Source organism: Bacillus sp. RC251 (assembly GCF_044908765.1).
In the GTDB taxonomy this organism is placed as follows: Bacteria; Bacillota; Bacilli; order Bacillales; family Bacillaceae_G; genus Bacillus_A; species Bacillus_A wiedmannii.
In genome coordinates this window covers 98,578-111,228 of sequence record NZ_JBIYDP010000013.1, presented here as the reverse complement: position 1 = coordinate 111,228, position 12,651 = coordinate 98,578, and the positions used below count along the sequence as shown (strand labels likewise).

At 33.1% G+C, this 12,651-nt stretch carries 9 protein-coding genes and 1 pseudogene; 7 read left to right on the top strand and 3 right to left on the bottom strand.

The window, feature by feature from the left end; genetic code table 11:
- Positions 1–48: 48 nt before the first annotated feature.
- A complete protein-coding gene (locus ABH961_RS25900) occupies positions 49–954 on the bottom strand; it encodes a TetR/AcrR family transcriptional regulator (RefSeq protein WP_002204066.1) in 906 nt (301 codons plus the stop codon).
- Between the two features lie 185 nt (positions 955–1,139).
- Between ABH961_RS25900 and ABH961_RS25895 the strand changes: the two genes are divergently transcribed.
- The 6 genes and pseudogenes from ABH961_RS25895 to ABH961_RS25870 all read left to right on the top strand — a co-directional run bounded on the left by ABH961_RS25895 (position 1,140) and on the right by ABH961_RS25870 (position 8,965).
- Positions 1,140–2,639: a DHA2 family efflux MFS transporter permease subunit gene (locus tag ABH961_RS25895; RefSeq protein WP_404520334.1), complete on the top strand. Its 1,500-nt coding sequence runs from the start codon at positions 1,140–1,142 to the stop codon at positions 2,637–2,639.
- Between the two features lie 126 nt (positions 2,640–2,765).
- Positions 2,766–3,377, top strand: coding sequence for a GTP pyrophosphokinase (locus ABH961_RS25890; protein WP_033728681.1), 612 nt, complete (start codon positions 2,766–2,768; stop codon positions 3,375–3,377).
- 1,618 nt (positions 3,378–4,995) lie between these two features.
- Positions 4,996–7,359: a putative mucin/carbohydrate-binding domain-containing protein gene (locus tag ABH961_RS25885; RefSeq protein WP_404520332.1), complete on the top strand. Its 2,364-nt coding sequence runs from the start codon at positions 4,996–4,998 to the stop codon at positions 7,357–7,359.
- Positions 7,360–7,531: 172 nt separating this feature from the next.
- A pseudogene (locus ABH961_RS25880) lies at positions 7,532–8,240 on the top strand (IS6 family transposase).
- A 129-nt stretch (positions 8,241–8,369) separates the two neighbouring features.
- Positions 8,370–8,732 (top strand): cell division protein SepF, encoded by a 363-nt coding sequence (locus ABH961_RS25875; protein WP_098167474.1) that lies wholly within the window; start codon positions 8,370–8,372, stop codon positions 8,730–8,732.
- Positions 8,733–8,806: 74 nt separating this feature from the next.
- Positions 8,807–8,965, top strand: coding sequence for a DUF3954 domain-containing protein (locus ABH961_RS25870; RefSeq protein ID WP_002204060.1), 159 nt, complete (start codon positions 8,807–8,809; stop codon positions 8,963–8,965).
- A 438-nt stretch (positions 8,966–9,403) separates the two neighbouring features.
- Here the strand turns inward: ABH961_RS25870 and ABH961_RS25865 are convergent, their stop codons facing one another.
- The gene (locus ABH961_RS25865) at positions 9,404–10,003 is read right to left on the bottom strand and encodes an undecaprenyl-diphosphatase (protein ID WP_149191307.1); all 600 of its coding nucleotides are present in this window, start codon (positions 10,001–10,003) and stop codon (positions 9,404–9,406) included.
- 234 nt (positions 10,004–10,237) lie between these two features.
- Entirely contained in the window at positions 10,238–11,377 is a 1,140-nt protein-coding gene (locus ABH961_RS25860) for a collagen-like protein (RefSeq protein WP_483862362.1), read from the bottom strand.
- An 849-nt stretch (positions 11,378–12,226) separates the two neighbouring features.
- Here ABH961_RS25860 and ABH961_RS25855 point away from each other — a divergent pair.
- Complete coding sequence (locus ABH961_RS25855; RefSeq protein WP_176523409.1) at positions 12,227–12,379, top strand: hypothetical protein; 153 nt, start codon at positions 12,227–12,229, stop codon at positions 12,377–12,379.
- Positions 12,380–12,651 lie beyond the last annotated feature (272 nt).

Here is a 12,651-nt window from a genome sequence, read left to right as displayed (position 1 = left end):
GAATACCTTTAAATTTGTGTATATAGTTTAGATTGAAGAAAATGAAATTTATGAAATCGGAAAATAGTCCATTTTCCCTAAAATTTGTTCATATTGTATATATTCCTGAGTGGCATTGATTTCTGGACTATTTTTTAAAGTTGTTAAAGCACTTTCAATTAAAAATTTTCTTGAATCTGCTTTATTATACATAATCTCTTCTTGAATAAAGTACAACAGGTTTAAACATGTTGTCATTTTCTGCTTTTCGAAACCATTTTTTTTCTCAATTACTTTTTTTAAGTTTAGCGTAGCAATTGAAAATTCATTGTTAAAAAAATCATTATAATCTGATTGAGGTAAAAATTCATTTATATATGCGGGTGTAAATAATTGAATGCTTTTTTCACTAATATCTTCCAAAATGATAATTATCCGATCCATACAATAAGTAACAATTTGCTTTATGGTAATTGTTTGATTCCATGCATTACTGGTATGAAGAATATTCTGCATCATACCTATGAAAATAACCGCACAATCCACTAAATAATTTGATTTATCCTCGGGGAAAATATTTGTAAAGCGTTTATACACCCAACTTAAAAATAAGTATTTAGACTGCTTAATAAATTGTATGAGATCTGGATCGTTTGATACAAGCACATCTTCAATTAATTGCATTAACTTGTTTTTTTTATTAAGTTCCATCATGAGGCTGACTTGTTCTATATAGATAGCAATATCTTTACAATCTTCTCCAATAAGTAATTTGTCTCTTTCCACTTGCATCTCTTCTTGGATAAGTTTAAATACAGCTTTGAATAGTTCGCCTTTGGAAGAAAAATAATTATAAAAAGAACCTTTGGAAATATTACTATGATTTAAAATATCTTGAATAGATGTCGCGTGATATCCCTGTTCTATAAATAGCTCATGTGCTTTATCTAAAACGTCTCTTTTCTTCTTATTCATATTCTAAGCTCCTTTAGAGGTAATGCTCTTATATTAATAAATATATTGTAACAAAGAAAATACAACTAGTACAATTTTGGACAACCGGTACATTTTTGTTGATAATTAATTGCTAATGAGATATCATTAACCTTGTTGGACTTGAGGTATAAAAATAAACCGATAGTACAGAAGGGGGCATATACATGAAAGAAAAACAAACAAAAGCTTCTTTTAGCTTATTAGCGATTTTAATGATAGGAGCATTTGTAGCGTTATTAAGTAATACATTGCTCAATATAGCTTTACCATCTATCATGAAGGATTTTGATGTGAGTGCTTCAACCGTACAATGGTTATCGACAGGATATATGCTAGTAAATGGAATTTTAATTCCCACTACTGCATTTTTAATAAAAAAATATACGGCTAGACGATTATTTTTAACCTCTATGGGGTTGTTTACAATTGGTACATTAATAGGTGGATTTGCACCAAGTTTTTCAGTCTTACTTTCGGCTCGTATGATTCAAGCTTCAGGAGCGGCTTTAATTATGCCACTACTAATGAATGTTTTATATACAACATTTCCACCTGAAAAACGTGGCTCAGCAATGGGAATTTTTGGTTTAGTAATGATTTTTGCACCTGCTATTGGACCAACATTATCGGGGTGGGTTATCCAACATTATGATTGGCCGGTACTTTTCTTAATGATGGCTCCTATAATGGCTTTAGTCTGGATTTTGGGATACTTTAAATTACATGATCACAAAGAAAAAAGCAATGACAAAATTGATGGATTATCTGTTGTCTTATCAGCCTTGGCTTTTGGTGGTATTTTATATGGATTCAGCTCTGCTGGTAACAGTGGATGGAGTGCACCTAATGTTTATTTAACCATTATTATTGGACTAGCATCGTTGGTAGGGTTAATTGTTCGTCAATTTAATCTTGAGGAGCCTATGCTCGACTTTAGAGTATATAAATACCCAATGTTTGCTTTATCGTCAATTATTTCAGTGGCTTTAAACATGGCGATGTTCTCTGCCATGCTGTTATTACCGATTTATTTACAAAATATCCGTGGTATTTCCGCAATGGATTCTGGTTTACTAATGTTACCTGGCGCATTAATCATGGGGATTATGATGCCTATTACAGGAAAAGTATTCGATAAATATGGTCCGAAATTGTTGGCGTTTATTGGCTTAGCTATTGTAATCGTTACAACATTTTTATTTAGTCAACTAACGGGATCCACTGAGTATACACATTTAGTTGTGTTATATGCAACTCGTATGCTTGGTATCTCAATGGTTATGATGCCGATTATGACGAATGGTTTAAATCAATTACCACCAGAATTCACACCACACGGAACAGCAATGAATAGTACGATTCAACAGGTTTCAGGAGCAATTGGTGGTAGCCTACTCGTTACAATTATGTCTAATCGAACAGCAATACATGTAGAAGAAATGATGTCTAATGCTATAAATAAGCTAACAAATGCACCTACTGGTGAAGCCTTAGCAAAAATACAGCAGCACATCTCCATGGAAGCAACTATTTCAGGAATCAATGATGCATTTTTAGTATCAGCTGTTATTGCTGGTGTAGCATTTATTCTATCGTTCTTTCTTAAAAGAACAACAGTTCCAATTTCAAATCAAGTAGATGATCGACTTGAGAACATAAATTAGTTGTTTAAAAAATGAAGAATTTTTAGAGTTAAGGCATCTTCTTTCTGTCTATCTGATGAACGTTTTTAATGTGATTGATTCAATTGAACAATACATGTGAAAAGTTGAAATAAGAGTGGGATTAACATGGAAGATGTAAGAAAATGGGGTCAATTTTTACTACCATATAAGTTTGCTTTAGATGAAATGACAACCAAAATTAATATAATAGCTGAAGAAGCAAAGTATTTAAAAAACCATAATCAAATTGAGCATATTAAGACGAGACTTAAATCATTCGAAAGTATTCAACTAAAACTTGATAGAAAAGGAATTTCTCCTACAATGTCAAACTCAAGAGAAAAGTTGTATGATATTGCAGGTATGAGAATCATTTGTTCTTTTGTAAATGACATTTATGATATATATTCTCAGCTATCCAAACGAAATGATATTAAAATTGTACAGGTGAAAGACTATATTGAAAATCCAAAATCAAATGGGTATCAGAGTTTACATGTAATTGTACAAATACCTGTAACACTATCCCAAAAAGTAGAGACTGTTTATGTTGAAATACAGCTTCGAACCTTAGCGATGGATTTTTGGGCTAGCCTAGAACATAAAATTTATTATAAATATGACAAAAAAATCCCTTTCTATCTGGAGCAAGAGCTTATTGACGCGGCCAAAACTGCAAAATCTTTGGATGAAAAGATGAGGGACATTCATGTAAGAGTGGAAGGTTTGAAAGGTTAAAGAGGCATGTTAAGAATAAATAGGATCGCATGAAACAACTTGTTATATAAAAAGGACGCATATGCTTGATTGCAGCTGAGGAAATAAAGATTCAACACCAATGATTATCAATAATTGAAAGACTAATGATTAAAATAAAAAAGAACCTTCAGTAGGTTCTTTTTTATAGTTGGTAAATATGTGATCAACAATAGATAGTAATTTAGATGCTTTTTATTAATTGGCTCAGTTTTCTTAGGGAAGAAATCATTTTCTCATGACTTATTACTAGATATAACCAGACATTTCATTTATTAATTTGGGTGGGTGATTTAGTTTTTTGGGTTTACCACGCTAAAATGTAAATTTTGCTTAGGGACAAAATGTTAAAGTTCTACATTCTGAATTAACAGAAAATTTAGGTGGTAAAAATCCCTTTGAATATTTTATCAGGTAGTTCATATTTCTTTGACCATAATTTCATGTTGTTACCGAACGTTTATATGTGTCTAATGGAAAGAAATATTTTAAGTTTGTTACCATCTATTGTTTGATTAAGATGGTAACACGAAAATAAAACGTTTACAACAAAAAGATAAAGAAAAAATATGAAAATTCGACTTTTTTCGACAAAATGATTGAGAGAGAAAAAATCTAAATTAAGTAAATCTTATATGTAGAGAGATTCTTTATCTCATAAATAACAGTTATAACATATGTAAATGTTCTATAAGTAATTAAAACGTCGAAGATAAAATTATATTGTGACAATTATAAACAAAACATACTTAATAATTCATACTTAGACTAACAAATCAATTCATAATAAGTTAAATACGCTATATTTAATAGAGTATAATATGGAATATTTAACTATAATATTCCATATTATATATAATTATAAATCATTTAACATATTAGTTGCGGGAAATTTTGACATAAGATATTTTAAATATTAAGCACAGAAACATTTTAAAGAAAAAGAGCTATTTTAAAATGTACCCTAAAAACGTTTTTCCTAAAAAGTAGTAAGAATTTTTAAATTGTTTCTGTGCCTAATTAGATGAAAATAATACAATAAATTGTTTAAAAAAGATAAAAGCAAGTTACTTTTACGGAGAAATATACATTCCATACCATTAGAATTATGTCAGATCGTAGCATACAAATTACATTCTTCTATCTCACAAACTGCACAACTACCATTATAGGTAGCTTGTCTTAGTTTTAACATCACATTCATCATTTTTTTGTCCAATAAGATTAATATGGTTAGAAAAACGTGCCGCCATCTACTATGAAAATATTAGCAATTAGAAAGAATTATTTATAAAGTAATATAGAAATAAAATTATCCGGTTGTTTATAAGTGAATTTTTAATATTTTTGGCGTTTTTCAAAGGGCTTTCACTTATATTTCATATCATGAGGACAATTGTTGTGTTGTTTGAAGGGAAGGGTATAGGTGTTAACAGTTCATTTGTATATAAAAAATAAACAACCTGTTGCGTGTATAATAAAAGATTTTTTAAAATAATTTATGAATACACACAAGTGATGTTGAGTTATTTATTCAAAGTAGAACCTTTAAAAAATCTATAAATTGTTATATAAAGTAATAAGAATAGAGGTATTCATTATGAAATTTATAAAAGGGATATTCGTTTCTACGAGTGCACTTACGGCCTTTACAGGATTAGAGCTAATTAAATTTCATGAAAATCCCAATGTAGTGTATGCAGATTCGAAAGGTCCTGTAAAAAATATAAGTCAATCTGAGGCAGATATTAAAGAAGAAGATCAAATTATTGTAAAGTTTAAAAGTGAAGTGAATTTCCCGTATAAGGATGGACTTGAGAAACAAATAAAAAACGAAGATAGCGATCTGGAATTAGTAAAAATCTTTTCTGAATTTCCACAGCTAACATTAAAACGTTTATTTACATCTGTGGACCCAAAAGAGATTGGAAATATTGATAAAGATACGAGGGAAACTGAAAAAAAATCATCTTCTAATTTACTAGATTATTATATTGTAGAAGTACCTAATAAAGTAACAGCTGAAACATTGATGGACAAGTTTAAGAAATCTTATCTTGTTGAAGAAGTATATATGCAAGAAAAACCAACTCTTTTACCAGAAGTACAATTACCTACTGTATCGCTTAACCCTTACGACGATCCAAGATTTTTAAACCAGGGATATCTTAAGGAAGCACCATATGGGATTAATGCATCTTATGCATGGAGCATTAAAGGTGGAGATGGAAAAGGAACTACTTTTGTAGATATGGAGTATGGGTGGTTATTAGACCATGAAGATTTAGTAAATCAAAAAGTTGAGCTTATATCTGGTAGAAATATAGATCAACACGTTGGTCATGGAACATCTGTTCTTGGGATTGTTTCTGCTGAAGATAATGAGATTGGTAATATAGGAATTGCACCAAAGGCTAAGGTCAAAGTAGTATCCCAAATAAGAGGTGATGGGTCTTATAATACGGCTGATGCGATAATAAATGCTGTACATAATTTACAAGCTGGGGATATTTTATTATTAGAGGCACAAGCTTCATATGATGGATATGGAGATAAATATTTACCTGTTGAAGTACAGCCAGATATCTTTGATGCAATACGAGCTGGAACGGATAAAGGAATTATTGTGATAGAAGCCGGGGCAAATGGTTCTAATGACCTTGATCAATTTAGAGATCGGAATGGAAAACAGGTATTAAATCGCAATAGTCCGGACTTTAAAGATTCAGGAGCTATAATGATTGGAGCCGCATCGTCAACTGTTCCTCATAAACGTTTATGGTTTTCAAATTATGGTAGTAGAATTGATGTTTATGGTTGGGGAGAAAACGTAGATACAACTCGTGCTGAGCCTAATAGGATTACTAAAAATCTCTATACAACAGGCTTTAGTGGTACATCTAGTGCTTCTCCAATTATTGCTGGAGCAGCGACTTCAATACAAGGTGTGGCTAAAGAACATTTAGGTCGTCCATATAAACCAGCTGAATTAAGAAATATACTAAGTAATCAAAATACAGGTACCAAATCCCAAAATCCGTTAACAGATAAAATCGGTGTTTTGCCAGATTTAAAGTCAATCCTGTCAAATTTGGGATATAGTCCAGATATATCAAATAATGTTTTAGAGGGAAACCAATTTGTATGGTCAATGAAAGGAATAGGAGATTTTGAGTTTGCAAAATTGGATTTTAATAAGACAAAAGAAGAAATGCAAATTCAATTAAAAGCAGGTGTACCACATCATTACTTTGATAGTACATATGCGAGTGTGAAAGTCCAAAATTCATCCGGGAAAGTGGTATATAATAAAGATATTTATGGAAACAGGCAACAAAATGCTGAAACACAAAAAATTCCGATGAAAGTCGGAGACTATATTGAGTTTACACATTTAGAGGGTGGAAACCGGGCGACTCTTATAAATGTGGATAAAAATATACAGGAGAGCTTTGGTAAGAAGATAGTGTATCAAGTTACAGTTAATGGTCTTAAGAAAGTTGATCAAATTATTAACCCTAGCCCAGATACGGAAGCTCCTACACGGCCTGAAGGATTACAAGCAGCCAACATTACTACAAATAGCGTAGAGTTAAAATGGAATTCATCAACAGATAACGTAGGTGTGAAAGAATATCAAATATTACGTGACGGAAGATTCATTCAAACGGTACAGGGAACCACATTTACTGATAGTAAACTGACTGCTAACATGGAATACAAATATACTGTGAAGGCTATAGATGCAGCTGGAAATCAGTCTATTCAAAGTAGTGTTCTTAGTATAAAAACAAAAGAGCAAAATACCTCTTATGAAAAATGGGATCCGAGGAAAGCATATACAAAAGGGGATAGAGTAGAGTATCAAGGGAAAATCTATGAAGCTGTTCAAAGTTACCAAGGAAATGGAGATTCGAATTGGATATTCTCGTTGTCCTTATGGAAAACAATTTCAATAAGTTGATGATATCGTCTATTTGAGAGAATAATTATTTCATAACTAGCTAAATAATTTTTATCTCATAAGAAGAAGGCACCTTTTAGGTGCCTTTTTCTGGTTCTGGTGCGAAAACTTCAAGTAATCTCTAAATCTTGGACATACTGATACGATTACTCTAAAAAGGTGCGTGATCAGTATGGAAAAGCGAAATTTATTCAAGTGGAAGCATTATCATCATGATATTATTTTGCAAACAGTAAGATGGTACCTACGGTACAACTTGAGATTTCGCGATTTGGTGGAAATGATGGAGGAACGGGGCTTATCCGTTGCTCATACAACGATTATGCGTTGGGTTCATCAGTATGGTCCTGAATTAGACAAAAGAATCCGTCGTCATCTCAAGCAAACCAATGACTCTTGGAGAGTTGATGAAACATATATCAAATTAAAAAGTCAATGGATGTTACCTGTATCGTGCTGTCGATTCGAAAGGAAATACCATCGATTTTTACCTAAGCAAAGCAAGAAACCACAAGACTGCAAAGCGATTCTTCAAGAAAGCTTTGCAGTCTTTTCATATTTCTGAGCCTCGTGTCGTGACAGTTGATAAGAATCCAGCTTATCCTATAACAGTTGAAGAATTGAGAAAAGAAAAAAAGATGCCATTAGGCATCCAACTAAGGCATGTAAAATATCTCAATAATATAGTGGAACAAGATCATCGATTTATTAAAAAGCGAGTTCGTTCGATGATAGGATTGAAATCCTTTCGCACAGCTACAGCCATTATTTCTTGAATAGAAGCTATGCATATGGTAAAAAAAGGGCAACTTATTTTACTGGACAAGTCTGTCCAAAATCAAGTGGAGTTCATCCATCAACTATTTGGAATTGTTGCTTAAGACTAGATTCCACTAGGAAACTTTTCGCCTCTTTATATCTTTCCTAAGTATTTGCACCAGAACCGCTAACGTTAACGCAGCTTGAAGGAATCTTAATTGCAAGCTTGCATGTATTGGAGGGGAAAAGCAATGCCAAAGCAGTTAACAATCTTTGATGTTGAACCAGTTGTGTCATTTGATTTTAAGAAGGCTCATGATCATCGATTAAATTCTAAACTACGTTTTGCCGACGTTGTTGTACAAATACCACGTCAAGCCAAAGCGATTGATGAATTAAAACCAACGACAGCGCCTGATGAGCGTTATGAGTTATTTGAAGATTACACAATTGGAATTTGGCGTTATAAGCGAGTGGAGGGTAAACAATTTGATTGGGAAGAAGCAGAGGAAATGTGTAAGCGAGCACGGGATGAAAAAAAGCCTATTCCAATACGGCTTCATTTATCACTTGAACAATCATTTGTTTCAGAAAATGTTGTGCGATATTTGTAGACAAACAAAAAAGCCGAGATTGCTCTCGACATAATTATTCGACAAATTAATTATAACATATGGGAGTGATCTTGGTGGGAATTAGAAAAGAAAATCTTGTAGAAATGACAGCTGAAATAGATTTGAAAATAAACGGAATATATGTTGTTAAAAATGGTCAGGTCCAACTAATACAACCACCTCAAAGTGGAAAAGTAATCCGTATGGAAGAACGAAAAACACAGTTACTTTAATCAAATTTGAATTTTATTAAGAAATTGGACTGAAAGCATCGATAATTAGATGGGATAAAGAGCATCATCACTGAAATGAAAAAGCCCTGCACACAGGGCATCTAAAAAGATACCTTAGCTATAACAACGATTAGGGGGAGGTATTAGCTAAGGTATCTGGATGGATGATTGCATACTAAGTATGCAATCAAGAGCATTGTTGAATGTATTGGGTTATTCAACAAGTTCAGAATAACACGAAATTTCCGCTAATTCACCCGGTAAATTTGTCCAAAAAAGGTGTTTCTATAAAAGTTTTTCACCTAAGAAATGGATTCATAGATTTTAATCAAAGCGTTATTTTAAAATTAAAGAGCGCCCAAGGGAGCGCTCTTCGATCAAGACAATATTGAAAAATACTCGGTAATATATGTAATCTTTTTAGCTTTGTGAGATTAATCAAAAGTTTTTCGACTTGTTTTTGGAGGGTATTACATTTTGTTCTATTTTTTCGTAAAGATTAAGTAATTGTTTGATGAATGTAATTTTCGGTGTTAACCAATATGAAAATAGTGCTGAAATAATTCCTATTAAAGCTCCTGTTATGACATCAAAAGGATAATGAACTCCTACCCAAATACGAGAAATAGCTACGCAGAATGCAAGTACAAGCCATAACCATCTAGCCTTTTTACGAACAAGCCAGAATGAAAAACAAATTGAAAAAAATAGAATCGTATGGTCGCTAGGAAATGAATTATCTACTGCATGATCGACAAGTTTATTAACATTAGGTAATACTGCAAATGGTTGATAATTCAAATGCAAATTCCCTGCTAATTTTCCAATTATTTCAGCAGTTACGAAAGCAACTATTGCTTGAATAATCATCATTTTGTTTTTTCTAGATTGAGTAAACCAATAAGCAATAATAATTAAACCTAAAAAATACACCATATATTCCGCTAAAAATACCATAGTGGAGTTTAGGGATGAATATTGCTTCCCTAAATTATTGATAGCTCGAAAAGCATCAATATTTAATTCAGAAAAAAACATTTTTAAATCGCTCCTTATTGTTTGTGTATAAGGAAAATTATAGTAAAGAGTTTATAGTGAAAAAATTGATTTTAGTGACAGTAGTCTTACAAAACTGTAAGGATTAGCTCATTAAAGATTTTTAATAAAATAGTTATTTTAATTAAAGTAAGAAGGTTAAAAGTTATCTTAATCTACGTGATTCATAAAGGTTAAGTAGAGTCGCTTTATGAATCACGTTTCTAACCTAATTAATCATCCTACCTGAAAAATACTTACATTTGCAGATACATTTGTTAAAGAGCCACCATCACTATTTGTGAGAGTGATAGTACCCGCTGAAGAAGTATTATTTATTAAAGTTAATGTCGAAGGAACAACTGTTACTGTAAAAGCAACAGTACCTTGATTTAAGGAATGGGGTGACCCTGTCCCAAACCGTCCGCCTGGAATTGGTGTACCGTTTAGTGCAAAGGAAAATTGGTTTTCACGAGAAGATTCTAATTGAAATTCTGCTACATATGTTCCTAGTGTATTAATTATAATATTTCCAGTACTTGCTATGTGGGTAAGGGCGGTTCCTATTATAGGTCCATTTGTATTAAAAGTAACATTACCTCCTACTACAATTGACTGGTTGGTAGTATCAAAAGCATATAGATAGTTTGTTAATCCTACGCCAGCGGGTCCAGTCGATCCGGTAGCACCAGTCGGTCCGGTAGCACCAGTCGATCCTGTAACACCAGTTGGCCCAGTAACACCAGTTGGTCCGGTAGCACCAGTCGATCCGGTAACACCAGTTGGTCCGGTAACACCAGTCGATCCAGTAGCACCAGTCGATCCTGTAACACCAGTCAATCCAGTAACACCAGTTGGTCCGGTAGCACCAGTCGATCCAGTAGCACCAGTCAATCCAGTAGCACCAGTCAATCCAGTAGCACCAGTCAATCCAGTAGCACCAGTCAATCCAGTAACACCAGTTGGTCCGGTAGCACCAGTCGATCCGGTAGCACCAGTCGATCCTGTAACACCAGTTGGTCCAGTAACACCAATTGGTCCGGTAGCACCAGTCGATCCAGTAACACCAGTTGGTCCGGTAACACCAGTCGATCCAGTAGCACCAGTTGGTCCGGTAGCACCAGTCAATCCAGTAACACCAGTTGGTCCGGTAGCACCAGTCGATCCAGTAGCACCAGTCAATCCAGTAGCACCAGTCAATCCAGTAACACCAGTTGGTCCGGTAGCACCAGTCGATCCGGTAGCACCAGTCAATCCAGTAGCACCAGTCAATCCAGTAGCACCAGTCAATCCAGTAACACCAGTTGGTCCGGTAGCACCAGTCGATCCAGTAACACCAGTTGGATAATGTGGGAGAATAATATGGTTAATATCCATAAGCGGAAATTTATTGAATATATCTTTGTTTTTGTAATCTATCAAAATCACCTCACTTGTGTGTTTAGAAAAATAGTAAATTTAATTTTTTATTAATACCTCATTTTTATACTATTAATTCAATTTATTTTGGAAACAGCGAATAACTACTATAGGGCATTAGTTATTAGTTTAAATCTCAATAAAATCGTTATTTTATCTTAAATAAAAAAGAGCACACTTATATGTGTGCTCTCAAATGAGAAAGATAGAATGCTATGAATGGAAAGCTTCCATACAATAACATATGCTTGTCCGGTTTAAATGTGAGAAGTTTTTAATAAAAACGCTATTTTATAAAAAAAGAACCCGCTAACTGCAACGAGTTCTAAAAAGGAGTTTAACTCAACTCTCAGGGAGTATTTCTTTTCTATAATGGTACAGACCTGATATCGATCCGAAAAGAAGTGAAATGGAAATTATCATGATGAGATACTGTCTTAAATAGATAGTATTTGTAGGCATCCATAGAATAAATATGGCTAATAAGACAAGTAGTGAAGTGCACATTGTATAAGATATTTGGTGCTTGAGTTTTAGTCTTTCTGTATCGTTGGTACCTATTTTCTTAAACGTTATAGAAAATAAGATAACAGACGCTAGAGAGAGAAGGGTTGTCATACCTACAAATAAATTAAAATGAAGAATATCACTAGATAGCCATGATTCTAGCCATTGGAAAATAACCATTTTATCATCCTTTCTTAAATGTCTAAAAAATCATTGTTGTTAATCTATGTATATATTAACATATTGTGGGTTTTGGAGGGGGATAACAAAAATTTCATTTTGTAGAAAAGGGGAATGGATATGAACATCAAAACGCAATTAGAAAATATCGTTTGGCACATCCAAACAAACAGGGATGTCATAGGGGATAAACAAACACTGGAAGATGTATTGATCTCCTTAAAGAGAATGGTAAGGGATGAAGAAAGTAAAAGAGCAGCTAGCAAAAGCTAACTGCTCACCCAAGGATAACCATGTGTCTACAGTATTAACGTAATATTTAGTTTTATTCAGGGTTGGTTCCAAAAAAGTGACATACCGCCAAAATATAAAATTATTAAAAGGACAATTACTATGAAAGCAATTAAAGAGATTTTCTTCCAGGGATTTTTCATTAGTAGACCTCCTTTATGAAGAATATTAACACTTTACCAGAATCTGAACAAAATAATCCTTTGAATAGAAAGCGAGGTTATGAAAATGGAAGATAACGTAAAGCTATTAGG

What these genes read in the sequence shown, in the direction of transcription:
- ABH961_RS25900 (WP_002204066.1), bottom strand. Translation starts at nt 954, where the DNA reads ATGAATAAGAAGAAAAGAGACGTTTTAGATAAAGCACATGAGCTATTT.
- ABH961_RS25895 (WP_404520334.1), top strand. Translation starts at nt 1,140, where the DNA reads ATGAAAGAAAAACAAACAAAAGCTTCTTTTAGCTTATTAGCGATTTTA.
- ABH961_RS25890 (WP_033728681.1), top strand. Translation starts at nt 2,766, where the DNA reads ATGGAAGATGTAAGAAAATGGGGTCAATTTTTACTACCATATAAGTTT.
- ABH961_RS25885 (WP_404520332.1), top strand. Translation starts at nt 4,996, where the DNA reads ATGAAATTTATAAAAGGGATATTCGTTTCTACGAGTGCACTTACGGCC.
- ABH961_RS25875 (WP_098167474.1), top strand. Translation starts at nt 8,370, where the DNA reads ATGCCAAAGCAGTTAACAATCTTTGATGTTGAACCAGTTGTGTCATTT.
- ABH961_RS25865 (WP_149191307.1), bottom strand. Translation starts at nt 10,003, where the DNA reads ATGTTTTTTTCTGAATTAAATATTGATGCTTTTCGAGCTATCAATAAT.
- ABH961_RS25860 (WP_483862362.1), bottom strand. Translation starts at nt 11,377, where the DNA reads ATGGATATTAACCATATTATTCTCCCACATTATCCAACTGGTGTTACT.
- ABH961_RS25855 (WP_176523409.1), top strand. Translation starts at nt 12,227, where the DNA reads ATGAACATCAAAACGCAATTAGAAAATATCGTTTGGCACATCCAAACA.